This is a genomic window from Haloarcula vallismortis ATCC 29715 (assembly GCF_000337775.1).
Taxonomy (GTDB): domain Archaea; phylum Halobacteriota; class Halobacteria; order Halobacteriales; family Haloarculaceae; genus Haloarcula; species Haloarcula vallismortis.
This window is the reverse complement of record NZ_AOLQ01000007.1, coordinates 192,012-211,027: the sequence shown is the minus strand read 5'-3', so window position 1 is coordinate 211,027 and position 19,016 is coordinate 192,012. Positions and strand designations below refer to the sequence as shown.

Annotated in this window: 14 protein-coding genes; 12 read left to right on the top strand and 2 right to left on the bottom strand. The window is 64.1% G+C overall.

What is annotated here, in order from left to right:
• Positions 1-275: 275 nt before the first annotated feature.
• Genes C437_RS03245 through C437_RS03220 form a run of 6 tightly spaced genes read left to right on the top strand, consistent with a single transcriptional unit; the run spans position 276 to position 8,417 of the window.
• Positions 276-503, top strand: coding sequence for a DNA-directed RNA polymerase subunit H (locus C437_RS03245; protein ID WP_004515447.1), 228 nt, complete (start codon positions 276-278; stop codon positions 501-503).
• Positions 503-2,068, top strand: a complete 1,566-nt coding sequence (locus C437_RS03240) for a DNA-directed RNA polymerase subunit B'' (RefSeq protein ID WP_004515446.1) — start codon at positions 503-505, stop codon at positions 2,066-2,068. Before C437_RS03245 ends, C437_RS03240 begins: the two co-directional genes overlap by 1 nt.
• 1 nt (position 2,069) lies before the next feature.
• On the top strand, positions 2,070-3,896 hold the full coding sequence (gene rpoB, locus C437_RS03235) for a DNA-directed RNA polymerase subunit B (protein ID WP_004515445.1): 1,827 nt from the start codon (positions 2,070-2,072) through the stop codon (positions 3,894-3,896).
• The gene (locus C437_RS03230; protein ID WP_004515444.1) at positions 3,893-6,802 is read left to right on the top strand and encodes a DNA-directed RNA polymerase subunit A'; all 2,910 of its coding nucleotides are present in this window, start codon (positions 3,893-3,895) and stop codon (positions 6,800-6,802) included. Before rpoB ends, C437_RS03230 begins: the two co-directional genes overlap by 4 nt.
• 2 nt (positions 6,803-6,804) lie before the next feature.
• Positions 6,805-7,992 (top strand): DNA-directed RNA polymerase subunit A'', encoded by a 1,188-nt coding sequence (gene rpoA2 / locus C437_RS03225; RefSeq protein WP_004515443.1) that lies wholly within the window; start codon positions 6,805-6,807, stop codon positions 7,990-7,992.
• The gene (locus C437_RS03220; protein ID WP_004515442.1) at positions 7,992-8,417 is read left to right on the top strand and encodes a NusA-like transcription termination signal-binding factor; all 426 of its coding nucleotides are present in this window, start codon (positions 7,992-7,994) and stop codon (positions 8,415-8,417) included. The genes rpoA2 and C437_RS03220 overlap by 1 nt, the downstream gene beginning before the upstream one ends.
• A 56-nt stretch (positions 8,418-8,473) precedes the next feature.
• Here C437_RS03220 and C437_RS03215 read toward each other — a convergent pair whose 3' ends face one another.
• The gene (locus C437_RS03215) at positions 8,474-10,861 is read right to left on the bottom strand and encodes a methyl-accepting chemotaxis protein (RefSeq protein WP_004515441.1); all 2,388 of its coding nucleotides are present in this window, start codon (positions 10,859-10,861) and stop codon (positions 8,474-8,476) included.
• A 475-nt stretch (positions 10,862-11,336) separates the two neighbouring features.
• Between C437_RS03215 and C437_RS03210 the strand changes: the two genes are divergently transcribed.
• From C437_RS03210 to C437_RS03185, 6 genes are all read left to right on the top strand, one after another.
• Positions 11,337-11,765 carry a 30S ribosomal protein S12 gene (locus C437_RS03210; RefSeq protein ID WP_004515440.1) on the top strand — a complete coding sequence of 143 codons (429 nt, stop codon included), beginning with the start codon at positions 11,337-11,339 and terminating at the stop codon, positions 11,763-11,765.
• Between the two features lie 2 nt (positions 11,766-11,767).
• Positions 11,768-12,388 (top strand): 30S ribosomal protein S7, encoded by a 621-nt coding sequence (locus C437_RS03205; RefSeq protein WP_004515439.1) that lies wholly within the window; start codon positions 11,768-11,770, stop codon positions 12,386-12,388.
• Between the two features lie 49 nt (positions 12,389-12,437).
• The gene (locus tag C437_RS03200) at positions 12,438-13,820 is read left to right on the top strand and encodes a PQQ-dependent sugar dehydrogenase (RefSeq protein ID WP_004515438.1); all 1,383 of its coding nucleotides are present in this window, start codon (positions 12,438-12,440) and stop codon (positions 13,818-13,820) included.
• 74 nt (positions 13,821-13,894) lie between these two features.
• The gene (locus tag C437_RS03195) at positions 13,895-14,476 is read left to right on the top strand and encodes a biotin transporter BioY (RefSeq protein ID WP_004515437.1); all 582 of its coding nucleotides are present in this window, start codon (positions 13,895-13,897) and stop codon (positions 14,474-14,476) included.
• Positions 14,473-15,177, top strand: a complete 705-nt coding sequence (locus C437_RS03190; RefSeq protein WP_004515436.1) for an energy-coupling factor ABC transporter ATP-binding protein — start codon at positions 14,473-14,475, stop codon at positions 15,175-15,177. The genes C437_RS03195 and C437_RS03190 overlap by 4 nt, the downstream gene beginning before the upstream one ends.
• Positions 15,171-15,881 (top strand): energy-coupling factor transporter transmembrane component T family protein, encoded by a 711-nt coding sequence (locus C437_RS03185; RefSeq protein WP_004515435.1) that lies wholly within the window; start codon positions 15,171-15,173, stop codon positions 15,879-15,881. Before C437_RS03190 ends, C437_RS03185 begins: the two co-directional genes overlap by 7 nt.
• A 22-nt stretch (positions 15,882-15,903) precedes the next feature.
• Here the strand turns inward: C437_RS03185 and C437_RS03180 are convergent, their stop codons facing one another.
• On the bottom strand, positions 15,904-19,002 hold the full coding sequence (locus C437_RS03180; protein WP_004515434.1) for a PAS domain S-box protein: 3,099 nt from the start codon (positions 19,000-19,002) through the stop codon (positions 15,904-15,906).
• Positions 19,003-19,016: the final 14 nt, after the last annotated feature.

Genomic DNA, 19,016 nt, shown 5'->3' with positions numbered 1-19,016 from the left:
TTCGTTGCATTTCTTCGTACCTTGGTGTCGGTATTAAGACTTTCCAAAGAAATCCGCCCCGGGATGAGTGCACATGACGGGACCCAAAGTTCTATGTCCGGCCTGATTCATGTGAGTGGTAGGAGCAAACACGCCCGCAGTTCGTGAGGGTGGGCGGGTCCGATAGCCACGGCAGAGCGACTTGGCAAGTGTTATATGCGCCCCGGCGGTATGGCCCTGTAGTATCTCGTGACAGCCACCTTCTCCAGCAGCAGGCCAAACGCACACGCACACACATGGTAGATGTAAGTCAACACGACCTCGTCCCAGACCACAGTGTCGTCGACGAGGACGACCTCGAAGCAGTACTCACGGAGTATGACATCAAGAAGACGGACCTTCCGAAAATCAAGCGCACCGACAAGGCGCTGCCCGATGACGCCGAAGTCGGTGACGTGGTTCGGATCGAACGTGACTCCCGGACGACCGACACCGCAGTTGTCTATCGACTGGTGGTAGAATAATGAACACACAAGATCGCCGCGCTATATCGCGTGAGTATTTCGCCAAGGAACGGCTCGCCGAACACCACTTCCGCTCTTTCAACGCCTTCCTCGACCGAGGGATGCAGCAGGTCGTCGACGAGAAAGAGACCATCGAGACCGATATCGGTGACAAAGAAGGGCAGGAACCGGTGTGGGTCGAACTGGGCGACGTCCGCGTCGTCACCCCGCGGGTCCGCGAGGCCGACGGCAGCGAGGAACTGCTGTACCCGCAGGAAGCCCGCCTCCGCAACATCACCTACTCCGCACCGGTGTTCATGGAGATGGCCATCGTCCGCGGTGGCGAGGAGGAACCGGAGGAAGTCGTCGACCGGACCGAGACCAAGATCGGGCGGATGCCCATCATGGTCGGGTCGAACAAGTGCAACATCGCGGGCTTCACCGACGAGGAGCTCATCGACATCGGCGAGGACCCCGCAGACCCCGGTGGCTACTTCTGTGTCAACGGCTCCGAGCGGGTGCTGATGACCAGCGAGGACCTCGCCCCGAACAAGATTCTGGCCGAGTACGACACCAAGTACGGCGACGAGGTGCAGGTCGCCAAGACGTTCTCCCAGCGCCGCGGGTACCGTGCTCTGGTGCTGTGTGAACGGACGCGAGACGGGCTGCTCGAAGTCTCGTTCCCGTCCGTCTCGGGCAGTATCGACTTCGTGACGCTGGTCCGCGCGCTCGGGCTCGAATCGGACGAGGAGATCGTCCACCGCGTCAGCGAGGACCCGGAAATCGTGAAGTTCATGCTGGAGAATCTAGAGGAGGCCGAGGTCCAGACGACCGAGGAAGCCATCGAGACGCTGGGCAAGCGTGTCGCCTCCGGACAGGGCAAGAACTACCAGCTCAAACGGGCCAACTACGTTATCGACCGCTATCTCCTCCCGCATCTACACGAGGAAGGCGTCGAGGAAGAGGAAGTCCGAATCAACAAGGCGTTCTACCTCTGCCGGATGGCCGAAGCGTGCTTCGAACTGGCACTCGAACGACGCGAATCCGACGACAAGGACCACTACGCCAACAAGCGGCTGAAGGTCAGCGGCGACCTGATGACCGACCTGTTCCGGACGGCGCTGAACAAGCTCGCCCGGGACGTGAAATACCAGCTCGAACGGGCCAATATGCGGAACCGTCAGCTCTCTGTTTCGACGGTCGTTCGCTCGGACGTGCTGACCGAGCGGCTCGAACACCCGATTGCGACGGGGAACTGGGTCGGCGGCCGCTCTGGCGTGAGCCAGCTGGTCGACCGGACCGACTTTATGGGAGTGCTGTCACACCTCCGTCGACTGCGCTCGCCGCTCAGTCGTTCCCAGCCTCACTTCGAGGCACGGGACCTGCACGCGACCCAGTGGGGTCGCATCTGTCCCTCCGAGACGCCTGAAGGCCCCAACTGTGGGCTGGTGAAGAACTTCGCCCAGGCGATGGAGCTGTCACAGGACGTATCGGACCCACAGGGTCTCAAACAGGAGCTTGCCGAGATGGGGGTTCAGGGCATCCCCGGTATCGAGTCGATCGAACAGCAGCCCGCGGACGATTAACATGAGTCAGGGACGCGAAGCCAAGGTATACGTAAACGGTAGTCTGGTCGGCACACACCCCGACCCGGAACAGCTCGCAGAACAGGTACGACAGGCGCGACGACGGGGTGATGTCTCCCAGATGGTCAACGTCTCGGTGAAGAACCGGACCGGGGAAGTCATCATCAACGCCGACGCCGGCCGTGCCCGACGCCCGCTGCTGGTCGTCGAGGACGGCGAGCCGCTGATGACCGACGAGGAGGTCGAGCAGGTCAAAGAGGGCGAACTGGAGTTCGAAGAACTCGTCGAACGCGGCCTCGTCGAGTTCATCGACGCCGAGGAAGAGGAGGATATCCTCGTCGGCGTCGACGAGGACGAACTCACAGAGAACCACACGCACCTGGAAGTCGACCCGCAGCTGATGTTCGGTATCGGCGCGGGGATGATTCCGTACCCCGAACACAACGCCTCGCCCCGGATTACGATGGGGTCGGGGATGATCAAGCAGTCGCTTGGCCTGCCGTCGGCGAACTACCGGATTCGCCCGGACACGCGCCAGCACCTGCTGCACTACCCGCAGCTGTCGATGGTCAAGACACAGACCACCGAACAGATCGGCTACGACGACCGCCCAGCGGCACAGAACTTCGTCGTCGCCGTCATGAGCTACGAGGGGTTCAACATCGAGGACGCACTCGTGATGAACCAGGGGTCGGTCGACCGCGCGCTCGCCCGCTCGCACTTCTTCCGCACCTACGAGGGCGAGGAACGGCGCTACCCCGGCGGTCAAGAGGACCGCTTCGAGATTCCAGACGACGAGGTCCGCGGCGCACGCGGCGAGGAAGCGTACACACACCTCGACGACGACGGCCTCGTGAATCCAGAGACGAAGGTCGGCGAGAACGCCGTCCTGCTCGGGAAGACCAGCCCGCCCCGGTTCCTCGAAGAGCCGGACGACATGGGCGGTCTGTCACCGCAGAAGCGCCGGGAGACGAGCGTCACGATGCGCTCGGGCGAATCCGGCGTCGTGGACACGGTAACGCTGATGGAAGGCGAGGACGGCTCGAAGCTCTCGAAGGTCTCCGTGCGTGACGAACGCATCCCCGAACTCGGGGACAAGTTCGCTTCGCGGCACGGCCAGAAGGGTGTCGTCGGCCACATCGCACCCCAGGAAGACATGCCCTTCACCGAGGAGGGCGTCGTCCCGGACCTCATCATCAATCCGCACGCGCTGCCGTCGCGGATGACCGTCGGGCACATTCTGGAGATGATCGGCGGGAAAGTCGGCGCACTCGAAGGCCGGCGCGTCGACGGTACCGCCTTCACCGGCGAGGACGAGGAGGAACTCCGTGGCTCGCTCGAAGAGCACGGTTTCGATTCCTCCGGCAAGGAGACGATGTACTCCGGCGTCACCGGCGAGAAGATCGACGCCGAAATCTTCGTCGGCGACATTTTCTACCAGAAGCTGTACCACATGGTCTCGAACAAGCTGCACGCCCGCTCGCGCGGGCCGGTGCAGGTGCTCACCCGCCAGCCGACGGAAGGGCGCGCCCGCGAGGGTGGCCTCCGTGTGGGTGAGATGGAGCGGGACGTGCTCATCGGGCACGGCGCAGCGATGGCGCTCAAGGAGCGTCTGCTCGATGAATCCGACCGCGAGTGGATCAACGTCTGCGGGCAGTGTGGGATGACCGCTGTCGAGAACGTCGAGCAACGGCGCATCTACTGTCCGAACTGCGAGGAGGAGACGGACATCCACGAGGTCGAGATGTCCTACGCGTTCAAGCTCCTGCTCGACGAGATGAAGGCGCTCGGTATCGCGCCGCGGATCGAACTGGAGGACGCAGTATGAGCTCACAACAGACACCCCAGGAAATCGGTCAGCTCAGCTTCGGGCTGATGGACCCCGAGGAGTACCGCGAGATGTCGGCCACGAAGGTCATTACGGCCGACACGTACGACGACGACGGCTTCCCCATCGATATGGGGCTGATGGACCCCCGTCTGGGCGTCATCGACCCCGGACTGGAGTGCAAGACCTGCGGGAAACACAGCGGGTCGTGTAACGGCCACTTCGGCCACATCGAACTCGCCGCGCCCGTCATCCACGTCGGCTTCGCGAAGCTCATCCGCCGCCTGCTGCGCGGGACCTGCCGGGACTGCTCCCGGCTCTGTCTCGACGAGCACGAGCGCGAGGAGTTCGACGACCGGCTGACCCGGACCCAGGACCTCGGTCGCGACCTCAACGACGTGACCAAGGCCGCCATCCGGCAGGCCCGCAAGAAGGACCGCTGTCCGTTCTGTGGCGAGAAGCAGTACGACATCAAACACGAGAAGCCGACCACCTACTACGAGGTCCAGGACGTGCTGGCCTCGGACTACCCCGAGCGGATCGCCGCCGCGATGGAAGAGGCCGAGGACCCGATCTCGCCGATTGACCTCTCCGAGGAGACCGGCATCGACAGCAGCCGCGTCCAGGAGATCCTCAGCGGCGAGTTCCGCCCCCGGCAGGAGGACCGCCGCGCCCTGGAGAAGGCGCTGTCGGTCGACCTGACCGAGGAGGACATGAACAAGCTCATGCCCAGCGACATCCGGGACTGGTTCGAGGACATCCCCGACCAGGACATCGAAGTGCTGGGAATGAAGCCGGCCCGCTCCCGCCCTGAGTGGATGATTCTGACGGTGCTGCCGGTGCCGCCGGTGACGGCCCGCCCGTCGATTACGCTGGACAACGGCCAGCGCTCCGAGGACGACCTCACCCACAAGCTCGTGGACATCATCCGCATCAACCAGCGGTTCATGGAGAACCGCGAGGCGGGTGCGCCACAGCTGATTATCGAGGACCTCTGGGAGCTGCTGCAGTACCACGTCACCACGTTCATGGACAACGAGATTTCGGGCACACCGCCGGCGCGACACCGCTCCGGCCGCCCGCTGAAGACCCTCTCCCAGCGCCTGAAAGGCAAGGAGGGGCGCTTCCGTGGCTCGCTGTCCGGGAAGCGTGTGAACTTCTCGGCTCGTACCGTCATCTCGCCGGACCCGACGCTCTCGCTGAACGAGGTCGGTGTGCCGGACCGGGTCGCAAAGGAGATGACACAGACGATGAACGTCACCGACCGGAACCTCGAAGAGGCCCGCCGCTACGTCTCCAACGGCCCCGAGGCCCACCCCGGCGCGAACTACGTCAAACGGCCCGACGGCCGCCGACTGAAGGTGACCGAGAAGAACTGCGAGGAACTCGCGGAGAAGGTCGAACCGGAGTGGGAAGTGTCCCGCCATCTGGTCGACGGTGACATCATCATCTTCAACCGCCAGCCGTCGCTGCACCGGATGTCCATCATGGCCCACGAGGTCGTCGTGATGCCGTACAAGACGTTCCGGCTGAACACGACGGTCTGTCCGCCGTATAACGCTGACTTCGACGGGGACGAGATGAACATGCACGCCCTCCAGAACGAGGAGGCCCGGGCCGAAGCCCGCGTCCTCATGCGCGTGCAGGAACAGATGCTCTCCCCGCGCTTCGGCGAGAACATCATCGGCGCGATTCAGGACCACATCAGCGGGACCTACCTGCTGACCCACACGAATCCGAAGTTCAATGAGACGCAGGCGCTGGACCTGCTCCGGGCGACGCGAATCGACGAATTGCCCGAGGCAGACGGCATCGACGAGGACGGCGAGGAGTACTGGACCGGCCGGTCGCTGTTCTCGGAACTGCTGCCAGACGACCTGAACCTCGAATTCACCTCTTCGGCTGGCGACACCGTCGTCGTCGAGGACGGCCAGATGACCGGCGGCACCATCGACGAGGACGCCGTCGGGGCCTTCGGCGGCGAGATTGTCGACACCATCGCCAAGGACTACTCGCGGACCCGTGCCCGGATTCTGGTCAACGAGGTCTCGGCGCTGGCGATGCGGTCGATCATGCACTTCGGCTTCTCCATCAGCATCGACGACGAGTCCATCCCGCGTGAAGCGGAGGAGCAGATCAACGACGCCATCGACAGCGCGTACGACCGCGTCGAGGAACTCATCGAGACCTACGACCGGGGCGAACTCGAATCGCTGCCGGGCCGAACCGTCGACGAGACCCTGGAGATGAAGATCATGCAGACGCTGGGCAAGGCCCGTGACTCAGCCGGTGACATCGCCGAAGACCACTTCGGCGAGGACAACCCGGCCGTCATCATGGCCGAGTCCGGTGCGCGTGGCTCGATGCTGAACCTGACCCAGATGGCCGGCTGTGTCGGCCAGCAGGCAGTCCGTGGTGAGCGGATCAACCGCGGCTACGAGAACCGTACGCTCTCACACTTCGAGGAGAACGACCTCTCGGCGGACGCCCACGGCTTCGTGGAGGCCTCCTACCGCTCCGGGCTCGGCCCGAAGGAGTTCTTCTTCCACGCGATGGGCGGCCGCGAGGGCCTGGTCGACACGGCCGTCCGGACGTCGAAGTCCGGGTACCTGCAGCGCCGGCTCATCAACGCGCTGTCCGAACTCGAAACGCAGTACGACGGCACCGTCCGGGACACAAGCGACACTATCGTCCAGTTCGAATTCGGCGAAGATGGCACGTCGCCGGTCGATGTCTCCTCCAGCCAGGAGGGCGACGCCGTCGATGTCGAGCAGATCGCCGACAGCGTCCTCGACGAGGAGTTCGAGAGCGAGAAGCAAAAAGAGAGCTTCCTCGGCACGCGGACCGAGCGGACCAACCTCTCGGAGCACGCCGACGACTGGTGGATGGCCGAGGGTGACGACTAACAATGACAGCACACGACGTATCAGCAGACATCGAGGCCGTCGTCGAGGACACTGAGCTGCCGCGACGGCTGAAAAACGAAGTGTACAGCACCGTCGAGGAACGGGGCGTCGGCGTCGACGACGCCGACCGCATCGCCAAGGCCGTCGAGTCACGCTACCTCGACACCCGTGTCGACCCGCTGGACCCGGTCGGGACCGTCTCGGCCCAGTCCATCGGCGAACCGGGAACGCAGATGACGATGAACACGTTCCACTACGCGGGGGTCGCCGAGATCGACGTGACCCAGGGCCTGCCGCGGCTCATCGAGCTGGTGGACGCCCGGAAGACGCCGGACACGCCGATGATGACGGTCCACCTCGACGAGGAGTACGCGGACGACCGCGAGCGCGCTCACGAGGTCGTCTGGAAGATCGAGGCGACGCGTATCCTCGCGCTCGGCGATATCTCGACGAATGTCGCGGACATGCTCGTCGAGATCGACTTAAACGAGGACACCCTGCTGGAGCGGTGGCCGACGGTCAACGACACGGACGCCATCGCCGAGGAGATCGCCGAGACCATCGAGTCGAACCTCGGCGTCTCGACCCGGCAGGTCGGGACGGTCATCGAGTTCGGTCCGGAGGAACCCAGCTACCGCGACCTGCTACAGCTGGTCGAGGAGCTACGGGAAATCGTCTTCAAGGGGATCGAGGAGATCACCCGTGTCGTCATCCGCAAGGAGGAGACCGACAACGGCGAGGAGTTCGTCCTCTACACCGAAGGGTCGGACTTCGGCGAAGTGCTGGACATCGAAGGCGTCGACGCCTCCCGGACGACGTGTAACAACATCCACGAGATCTACCGGGAACTCGGCGTCGAAGCGGCTCGTGAGACACTCATCAACGAGACGATGAACACCCTCGAAGAACAGGGGCTCGACGACGTGAACGTCCGGCACCTGATGCTCGTGGCCGACATCATGACCAACGAGGGGACCATCGAGTCCATCGGCCGCCACGGCATCTCGGGCTCGAAAGACTCCGTGCTCGCCCGTGCCGCCTTCGAGGTGACGGTCAATCACCTGCTCGACGCCGCCATCCACGGCGAGGTCGACGAGCTCGACGGCGTCACGGAGAACGTCATCGTCGGGAAGCCGATCAAGCTCGGCACCGGTGACGTCAACCTCCGGATGGGTACGACTCAGGACTGATGCGGGTCGAACTCTCGGACGAAGCACGTCGACTGGTCGCCCTCTTCGAGGACGAGGCAGCCGTCACCGTCCGGGATTGCGTCGTCGACGAGGACCACGATCAGGTGGTGTATCTGGTCAAACGCGGGGAGATGGCCGACGCCATCGGCCCGGGCGGCCAGACGGTCGAGCGCGTCGAAGAGCGCCTCGGCCGCGAGGTCAAACTCGTCGAAGCCGCCGAGACGGCCGAGGACTTCGTGGCCAACGCGCTCGCACCGGCCGCGGTGTACAACGTCACCGTCTCGGAGAACGACGATACCGTCGCCTACGTCGAAGTGGCACAGGAGGATCGCGGGGCCGCAATCGGTCGTGAAGGGCGAAACATCGATGCCGCCCGGCAACTGGCCAAGCGACACTTCGAAATCGACGGCATCGAACTGACCTGAACGGGGCTATTCGGCCGTCTCGCTGTTTTCGAAACCGTACCCGAGAGCGACTGCGCTCAGTCGTCGCCAGCGGCCGAGTCGTCGGCTCCGTGTTCGTACACGTCGGTATCGCTGTGTGTGGTTCCGCTATCGACGTCGAACGTCTGCAGGAGTTCGCTGAGGTCGCCGGCCTGATCGGACAGGGATTGGATGCCGCTGGTGACTTCGTTGATCGTCGCGGTCTGTTCCTCAGCGGCGGCGGCGACGTTCTCAGCGCTGGAAGCGGTTTCCTCGCTGATCGTCCCGACCTCGTCGGTCATTGCGACGACCTCCTCCGTCGTCGCGGCCTGTTCGTCGGTGGCGTCGCTAATGGACTGAATGCCGTCGTTGACTTCCTCGACGCGGTCGACAATGGCCTCGAGCGATTCGATGGCGTCGTCGACAGTATCGATACCGTCAGTGACGGAGTCACCCATCTGTCTGATGTCGGTTACAGCGTCACCGGTGGTGTCTTGCACGTCTTCGATAACCGTCGAGACCTCCTCGGTGGCTTCGGTTGTCTCCTGTGCGAGGCCCTTGATTTCGTCGGCGACGACGGCGAACCCTTCACCCGCCTCACCGGCGCGGGCGGCCTCGATGGAGGCGTTCAGCGCGAGCATGTTCGTCTGCTCTGCGATATCGTCGATGAGGTCGACGATATCGCCGATCTGCTCCATCTCCTCGTCGAGTGACTCGACGCGGTCGATTGTTTCGTCGGCCCGCGTCTCGATGTCGTTCATCACGTCGATGGCCTCAGATGCACGCTCACTGCCGGTTTCGCCGATATCGGCGGCCTCGTCTGACGTAGCCGCAACCTCGTTGGCCTGTGCTGCGACCTCTTCGACCGTTGCGGAGAGGCCCGACATCTCGTCGGCCGTCTCCTCGATGTTTTCGTACTGCGTCTCCGCGCCGTCGGCGATCTCCTGGACGGATTCACTGACCTCTTCGCTGGCGCTACGGACCTCGGTGGCGCTTGCGGTGATCTGGTCGGCGGACCCGTCGACGTCGTCGGCGAACTCACGGATACGCATGACTGTCTGGCCGAGCTGGGCGAGCATATCGTTGAACGCGGTGGCGATGTTGGCCATCGCGTCGTTATCTGTGTCGGTATCGAGGCGCTGCGTGAGGTCGCCATCGGCCGCTTTCCGCATTACGGCCGAGAACTCCTCGGCCTGTTGTTCGAGCGTCCCAGCCAGCTCTTCGGCTTCCGCTTTGGACGCTTCGGCCTCCTGCTGGGCCTGTTCGAGGTCGCTGATGAACGATTCGAGGTTGCCGTGCATGCTCGATAACGACGCTCCGAGTTGGCCGGGCACGTCCTTGTCGAGCGCCGGGTCGTCGAACGCCTGTCTGGAGAGCGCGTCGGCCTGTGCGGCGACGGTATCGAGATACGTCTTCATTTCGTAGAATGCGTTCTGTACATCGCCGACCTCGTCGAGGCGGTCAGACTGTTCGATGTCGGTGTCGAAGTTGCCCACTGCGAGGGCTTCCGCCTGTGCCGAGAGCCGTCTGAGTGACTGCATGATGCCACGGCCGACGAGGACGCCGATGAGAGCGAACCCGGCCAGTGAGACGCCGATGATGGCGATGAAGCTCCCCTGAATACTGTCACGTAGCGCGAAAGCAGCCGACTTCGGGGCCTGCTTGACGACGATCCACGGTGTGTCATCCACAGACTCCGCAGCGACCAGATACGGTCCGCTCCGGGCCACGTCGCTTTCTCCTGCTGTGAGTGCGGTCAGGTTGGCAGAGACGTTGTACTGCGTGCCGATAGTCGATGCGTCCTCGGCGAACTGGACCGTCCCGTCCTGTCGGACAATCCGCGTTTCACCGCCCTCAATCGAGTTACGGAACTGAGCCGTCCGCGCGGTCACGTTGTGGACCACGACGACCAGCTTGTCGCTCCGGGCGACCGGGCTCGCGAAGGCGATGTACTTCCCCCCGTCGTAGGTGTACACTTTCGACATATCGACGGAGTTCGACCCAGTGACCGAGAGGCTTCCACCTTCCCACTCGAAGTCGTCTGTCCGGAGCGACGTCTCGCGGCGGTCGCTCAGCGACGACTCCTTGATATCCAGCGTTTCCTCGTTAACGTAGTGGATGGCATACACCGACTCCGGCTGGTAGAACGCTTGCCGCTGTAACGCGCCACGAATCATCGTCGGACTCCCCTCTTGAACGTCAGACAGCGTCGAGAGGGTTCGAGCGGCGTTTCGCTGGCTACGGACCCAGTCTGCTGTTGTCGTGGCCGTCTGGCTGGTACCCGTTTGTAGTTCGTTCTCGCGCTGTTCGGTCAGTTCGTTTGCGACCGTCCGTTCCGCAGTGACGCTGACACCTGCAACGAGCAGGGCGATACAGAGGATGATAAGCGTCAACTTCCGGAGATACGTTTGCCGGACGATATCTGGGAGGCGTTGTTCGAGTTTCATAGATCCTACCCGCAGGTCTGTCTGAATAACTTAATCGCCGGTACTAGAAACCATCTGCCCAGTTATCACACCTGATTCCGCGTGTGCGCGAGCTATTGCCGACCTGACGGAGTTCGGCACTGACATTCGTGGCCCCTGATATGTCTCTCGTCGGCTGTACGACTGCGTAGCCTCCCGCTACTCTCGGGCGGTGGCTCCATCGCAATGCCTGCAGCCGATAGTGGCAGTCAGCACCGATGCGAGGCTGATCTCGCGGAGAGTGGGTCTCGGCGACCGGTGGGAGTGTTGTCGTGAGCGCCATACACCGACCGATACACCTTGCTGACAGTCTCTTTGTCGTTGTCGTGGCACTCTCTCAGTGTTATCTACCGCACTTCCTCATCGGTCTATGCCATAGAACGCCACACACGGCGACGCTACCGGCTGAGTCCGAAAGAGGAGTCTTAAGTACCTCCGAAAGGTACCAGTGCCTACTATGGCGAACGGCAAGTACGCCGCGCGCAAGCTCAAGAAGGACCGCCAGAAGCACCGGTGGTCTGACACTGACTACGCGCGTCGCGAACGCGGCCTGGGCAAGAAGTCTGACCCGCTCGAGGGTGCGCCCCAGGGACGAGGTATCGTACTGGAGAAAGTCGGAATCGAGGCCAAGCAGCCTAACTCCGCTATCCGGAAGTGTGTCCGCGTCCAGCTCATCAAGAACGGTAAGCAGGTCACCGCATTCTGTCCCGGTGACGGCGCTATCTCTTTCATCGACGAGCACGACGAGGTCACGATCGCGGGTATCGGCGGGGCGAAAGGCCGCGCGATGGGCGACCTCTCCGGTGTCAACTACAAGGTCGAGAAGGTCAACGGCGTCTCTCTCATCGAACTCGTTCGCGGGAACGCGGAGAAACCGGTCCGATAACCATGAGTGCCGAAGACACACCCGAGGCTGACGCTGACGCGGCTGCGGAAAGCGAGTCCGAGACGGCCCGTGCGAAGCTGTTCGGCGAGTGGGAAATCACGGACATCGAGTACGCCGACCCCTCGACCGAGCGCTACATCACCGTCACGCCGATCGCCCACACCATGGGGCGACACGCGGACAAGCAGTTCAAGAAAAGCGAGATCAGCATCGTCGAACGGCTGATCAACCGCTTGATGCAGACCGACGAAAACACTGGCAAGAAACAGCTTGCGACCTCCATCGTCACTGAGGCGTTCGAAATCGTTCACGAGCGCACCGACGAGAACCCGATTCAGGTGCTCGTCAGTGCGGTCGAGAACAGCGCCCCCCGAGAGGAGACCGTCCGGCTGAAATACGGTGGGATTTCGGTCCCGAAGGCCGTCGACGTCGCGCCACAGCGCCGCGTCGACCAGGCCCTGAAGTTCCTCGCCGAGGGCGTCTACGGTGGCTCGTTCAAGACCACCACGAGTGCCGCCGAGGCGCTCGCCCAGCAGCTCGTCGGTGCTGCCAACGACGACGTCCAGACCTACGCGGTCAATCAGAAAGAAGAGAAAGAACGCGTCGCGGCTGCCGCTCGCTAACCCGGCCGTCTCCGACATCTTTATTCTTCTTTACCCGTCAGTGAAATCTATGCGAAAGTCCAGCCGCGACGCCAGCTCTCGTCGCCAGTATCTCGCCGCCCTTGCCGGACTCGGCGCGGCCGGGCTGGCCGGCTGTCGCGGTGAGTCCGAGACGCAGACCGACTTTCCGGACCCGACGCCGACAGCCACAACGACGACAGGCCAAGCTCGGACGCTGGACCGCTACGACGTGTCCGTCAGCCACGAGCGGAGCCAGGCACCGGACACCGACTGGACGGCTCCGACCACGTCCCCGACAGACACGCCGCTCGCCACCGAACCACTCATCGAGGATCTCGAAATCCCGTGGGACCTCTCGTTTGCTGCGGACGGAACGCTGTTTCTCACTGAACGTGTCGGTCGCGTCCTCTCGTTTGTCGACGGCAGCGTCCGGACGGTTACCGAGCCAGCCGAGGTCATCGACGCGGAATCGAGCGACGACGGCTGGTGGGTAACGGGCGGTGAAGGCGGGACGCTCGGCGTCGCTGCACACCCGACCTACCCCGACCCGCCGGTGGTGTACGTCTACTACACGACGATGACCGAGGACGATGAGCGGTTCAATCGGGTCGTCGCGATGGATGTCTCGGCCGAGGACCCGGCCGCCACGGAGTCCGTCCTCGTCGACGACATTCCCGGGAGCAAGATACACAACGGCGGCCGGCTCACGTTCGGCCCCGAGAACTACCTCTGGATTACGACCGGGGACGCGGGCGACGGCGAACTGTCCGCCGACACCGACTCGCCCGGCGGGAAGGTCCTTCGCGTGACGCCTGCGGGCGACCCCGCGCCCGGCAACCCGGATCTGGGGGGCGACCCGCGGGTGTTCACCTACGGCCACCGGAACCCTCAGGGGCTGGCCTGGCTCCCGGACGGGACCGTCGTCGCCTCCGAACACGGCCCGACCGGACGGGACGAACTCAACCGCCTCGAAGCCGGGGGCTACTACGGCTGGCCCGACACTCGCGAACACGCGGAGTATCTCGATGCCGGGCCGGAGGTCCGGCGGCCGCTCGCAAACACGGGCAACGTCGGCGGCTGGGCTCCTTCCGGCTCGCTGTTCTACACCGGTGATGCTGTTCCATCACTCCGGAACCGCCTGCTCACCGGCGGCTTGAAAGGCCAGAAACTCCTCGCAACGACGCTGACGCCGGCCGGTCAGGACCTGCCACCGGGAGACGACGCCGAGGTGTACGATGCCGACTGGACCGATGACGCCTACACTGCGACGACGCATTCTCTGCTGGCCGACGAACTCGGCCGGATTCGTCACGTCGAGCAGGGGCCCGACGGCGGGCTGTTCCTCGTCACGTCGAACCGCGACGGGCGGGCCGGCGACGGGTTCCCGCGTGAGCGCGACGACGTGCTCGTTCGGGTCACGCCGGCCGAGTGAGTTCGGCGGGCGGCCGTCGCGACTCCGTTCTGTGAACCACTGGCTATATTTCGGTTGACGAGAGAGGGAGACCCATGGCAACAGAGCAATCCGTCGACCTCGTTGATGACGACACCGTGGGCTGGTTCACCAAGGCGGTGCTGCTCGCGGCGCTGACCGCGGCGCTCGCACAGATATCGATTCCGCTCCCGGGGACGCTGCCGCCGTTCTCGCTGCAGCCGTTCGGGATGTTCTTCGCCGGCCTACTGCTGGGGCCGCTGTGGGGCGGTGTCGCCCTGCTGTTGTACGTCCTTGTCGGTATCGCCGGCGCGCCGGTGTTCTCCAACGCGAACGCGGGCTTAGGCTATGTCATTGCCGGGCAGGGGACCGGCGGCTTCCTCGTCGGCTTCCTCGTCGGTGCGGTCGTCGCCGGCGCTATCGCACACCGGAGCCTCACACCGAAACCGGTCGCTGACCTCTCTGTCCCGGTGCAGGTCGTCGCCCTCGCCGCGGCAGTCGCCGTCGTCTACGCTATCGGCGTCCCGTGGCTGGCAGTGGTCACCGGGCTGCCGTTCGCCCGCGCTGCGGCCGTGATGGCTCCGTATATCCCGCTTGACCTCCTGAAGCTCGGTATCGCGGTCGGCGTCGTGCAGGGTGGGTACCTCGCCGGTCGATGATCGAGGCCAGCGACCTGCGCTACCGGTATGGCGATGTCGATGTCCTCGATGGACTCTCGCTGTCGATACCCGACGGCCAGTACTGTCTGCTCGTCGGGCCGAACGGGAGCGGGAAGACGACGCTCGTCCGGCATCTCAACGCCTTGCTGACACCGGATTCTGGAACCGTCACCGTCGACGGCACCGACGTGACGGACGACCCCGTCGTCGCCCGGACGCGCATCGGCATGGTGTTCCAGCACCCTCGCGACCAGTTCGTCGCCGCGACCGTCGGCGCTGACGTGGCCTTCGGCCCGGAGAACCTTGGTCTCGACAGGGCCGAGATCGACCGCCGGGTCGAAACGGCGCTCGACGCTGTCGACCTCGGCGGTGCCGCTGACAGCCGTATCGACGCCCTCTCCGGCGGCGAGCAAGCCCGCGTCGCCATCGCCGGGGCGCTCGCCATGGAGCCTGACTACCTCGTGCTCGATGAACCACTCGTCGGGCTGGACTGGCCGGCCAGAGAATCAGTGCTCGATCACCTCGACGCGCTGGCCGCCGATGGAACGGGTATCATCGTCGTCACACACGACCTCCGGGACCTCCATGAGCGGGCCGACCGCCTCGTTGCGCTGCACGAGGGGCGGGTCGTTCTCGATGCGCCGCCAGCCGAAGCGCTCGACAGCCTCCCGGACCTCGGCATCCGAGATCCGCGATGTTGAGCTACCGACCCGGCTCGACGTTTGCGCATCGGCTAGACCCGCGGTCGAAGCTGCTGGTTCAGTTCGGGCTCGCCATCGCCGCGGTCGCGCATCCCACCCTCCCGTGGCTCGCCGGGACGACTGCGCTCGCGCTGTGCACGCTCGCGGCGGCCGGGCTCTCGCCGCTAGCCGTCCTGCGCTCGTACCGGGTCGTCCTTGCCGTGTTAGCGCTGGCCCCGTTCGTCGCTGGTGTGGCGCTCGGCCCGCCGTGGTTTCGGGTCGAACCGGCGCTCCGCTCAGCGCTGTACGTCGGGCGCATCCTCCCGGTGTTGTTCGTCAGTGCCGCCTACCTCACGTCGACGCCGGTCCGGGACACGCGAGCGGCGGTCCAGCGCCTGATTCCCGGCAAGCCCGGTCAGATCCTCGGCATCGGGATGGCGCTGGTCGTCCGTCTGTTCCCCCTTGTACTCGCGGACGTTCGGGAGGTGCGCGACGCAATCCACGCTCGTGGGGGCGAGGCCCGCTCGCTACAGGACCGCGTTCGGCTGCTCGCCGTCCGGTCACTCGAACGGACGCTTGACCGCTCAGACCGGCTCTCGGTCGCCCTTCGGGCCCGTTGTTTCGCGTGGAACCCGACGCTTCCGCCGCTTTCGTTCGCCCGGCGTGACTACCCGGTGCTCGTCCTCGGCATCGCGCTGGCGGTGTCGCCGCTCGCCACAGTGTAGCGGTTTGACACAGCGTGCTCTCTCACTCCGCGATATCGACACCGGTAATCTCGAACCGTGCCCCGCCCTCGCCCCCCTCGTCGATGGTCACCGTCCAGCCGTGGGCGTCGGCGATCTCCGCGACGATCCAGAGCCCGAAGCCAGTCCCGTCGTCCGATGTCGAGTAGCCGGTCTCGAACACGCGCGACCGGTTTTCCTCGTCGATACCCTCGCCGTCGTCCTCGACGTAGAAGCCGTCGTCAAGCTCCCCGAGGGTAACTGTCACATCGTCGCCGCCGTGCTCTATACTGTTGCTGAACAGGTTTTCGAGCAGTTGCTCCAGTCGGCTCCCGTCGGCGCGAATGACGGCGTCCCCCTCGACAATGAGTTCACCGTCGCCGGTTTCGACGTTGTGCCAGCACTGTCTGGCCGTGTCCGCGAGCGCCACTACGCCGGCCTCAACTGCCGACTGCTCGTCGCGTGCGGCAGCGAGCAGGTCGTCGATGAGTGTTCGCATCCGCGCGAGTGCGTCGCTGGCGCTGTCGAGGTGTTCGCTGTCGTCCTCTTGCCGGGCCAGCTCGATGCGGCCCTCGGCGACGGAGAGTGGGTTCCTGAGGTCGTGGCTGACGATGCTCGTGAACTCTTCGAGGCGTTCGTTCGTCTCCTCCAGTTCCTGCTCTCGGCGCTTTCGCTCGGTGATGTCACGGTCGATGCCGATTGCCCGAACCGGCGTCCCGTCGCCGTCGGATTCGACGCGGCCCTTCGCTTCCATCCAGCGGACCTCGCCGTCACGGATGATCCGGAACTCGGCTTCGTACATGCCGGTCTCAGTTGCCGATTCGATGCGGGCCGCCACGTCCGGCTGGTCCTCGGGATGGACCAGCGGCAGAAACTCGTCCAGTGACTCGATGTCAGTGCCATACAGCGTCTCGGACCCGGGGTAGTACGCCAGATCGCCCGACTCGAACTCGCGGTCCCAGACGACCGCATTGGTGGTTTTTAGCGCGATCTCCATCCGCTCGCGTGCCTCCTCCAGCTCGCGCTCACGGAGTTTTCTGTCGGTGATGTCCTGGATAGAGCCCCTGAGCTTGACAACGTCGCCGTTCTCAGTAACCGGTTCACACAGTGCGCGCACCCATCGGTAGTGCTCGTCGTCTCCGATACGCACCTCCATGTCGTATCCCTCGGCTGTCTCTATCGCCCGCTGGAACTCCGACCGGACAGTCTCCCTATCGTCGGGGTGGTACAGGTCGACGATGGATTCGACGCTCAGCTCGTCGTCCGGCGACAGTCCGTGTAACCGGTAGAACTCGCTCGTCGCCGTCATCTCCGGCGGCTCGCTCGTCACGTCTATCTCCCAGCCGCCGACGCTCGCGATTCGCTGGGCCTGGTCGAGGAGCTCCTTCGTGCGTGTAAGCTCCTGCTCGCGGCGCTTCCGGTCGGTAATGTCACGGCCGATGCCGGCCAGCATCGGGTTCCCGTCGGGGTCCTCGACGCGGGTCGCCGTGAACTCGTGGGGAATCTGGTCCCCCGATTTCGTAATAAACGGTACCTCGACACGGGTGGTACCCCCCTCGAACACCGACTCGATAGCGGCCCCAACGAGGTCCTGATGCGTCTCCGGGAAGAACTCAGACCCGTGAGTCCCGGCTACTTCGGCGGCCGAGTAGCCAGTCACGTTCAGCAGGCTCTCGTTCCAGCGCCGGAAGCGGCCGTCGCTGTCGAGGACGTAGAACACGTCGTCGATGGCGTCAAGCATGTCGTCGGTGTACTCCTTGTACCGTTCGAGGCGCTCCTCGCGTTGCTTCCGTTCGAGTTCGTAGCTCACCCACTGTGCCGCGAGATGGACGAACGTCTTCTCGTCCTCGGTGAAGGGGGTCTTGCGGGCCTCCCGGTCGACGAAACAGAGGCTGCCTGAATGGGCGTTACGGACACGGACCTCGCCGCTGATGTACGTCTCGTAGTCCCACCGTTCGTATGCCGGGTCTGATGCCCAGCCTTCTTCGGACGCCTCCGCGATTGCCATGACGCTCCCTGCGTCGATCATCTTCCGGCAGTACGCCTCCGACAGCGGTGTGATAGTCCCCGGTTTGAGCCGCTTGTCGCTCCCGCTCGCATAGCGGATGGTGAACTCGTCGCGGTCAGCATCGTTCGCGGACAGGAACGCGCCAGTGGTCCCCAGCCGCTCCCGGCCCAGATCTAACACCGCCTGAATCTTTTCCTCAAACGAGGCGTCGGGGTCAGCGCTGATCTCGTAGAGCTTCCGGAGCGTCTTGTTGTGTTCCGCGAGCTGGTTCTTGGTGGCTTCAAGTTCGCGCTCGTGGTTCCGGCGCTCGGTGATGTCACGAGCGAATCCAGCCACTCGAACCATCTCGCCGTCGTCGTTCGTGACCGGCTCGCCCTGTATCCAGACCCAGCGCTGATACCCTTCGGTTGCATTGACACGGCACTCTATGTCGGCCGACTTGCCGTCCATGAGACGCCGCATCGCGTCTTTCATCAGTTCGCGGTCTTCGGGATGGATGCCGTTTAGGAAGTCATAGGGGTTGTCCCGAAGAGCGGCCACTGACCGCCCCCAGATGTCCTCGTAGGCGGAGTTTATCACAAGTACTTCGCTCAGATCGGCCGTGAACTCCCAGAGGATGTCGTTAGTCGCCTCGGTGAGCTCACGGACGCGGCGCTCTGACTCGGCGGCCTGTTGCTTCGCGCGGTACTCGGAGACCGCGTTTTCGATGCGGTTGGCCAGCAGTTCGTACACCTCAACCCCGAATGACTTCTGTAGATAGTCGGTGACGCCCATCGAGATCGCTTCACTGGCTACCTCCTCGCTGCCTTTGCCGGTGAACAGAATGAACGGCAGGCTCGGGTTCGTCTCCCGAATCGCATCGAGCAGTTCGATGCCGTTCATCTTTGGCATGTCGTAGTCGGAGACGACAGCGTCGAATCCGTTTTCGGCGAGCCGGTCGAGCCCGTCGCGTGCGCTGGTCGCGGTTTCGACGGAGATACGGTCGTCTGCAGCCTCCAGAGAATCCGCTGCGACAGCCACGAAGTCAGGGTCGTCATCGATGTGTAACACCCGAATTCGTTCGCCGACGACATCTGTCTCGCCATCGAGATGTCGGCCGCGAAGCGCCTCGCTCATAGTCAACTAGTTCA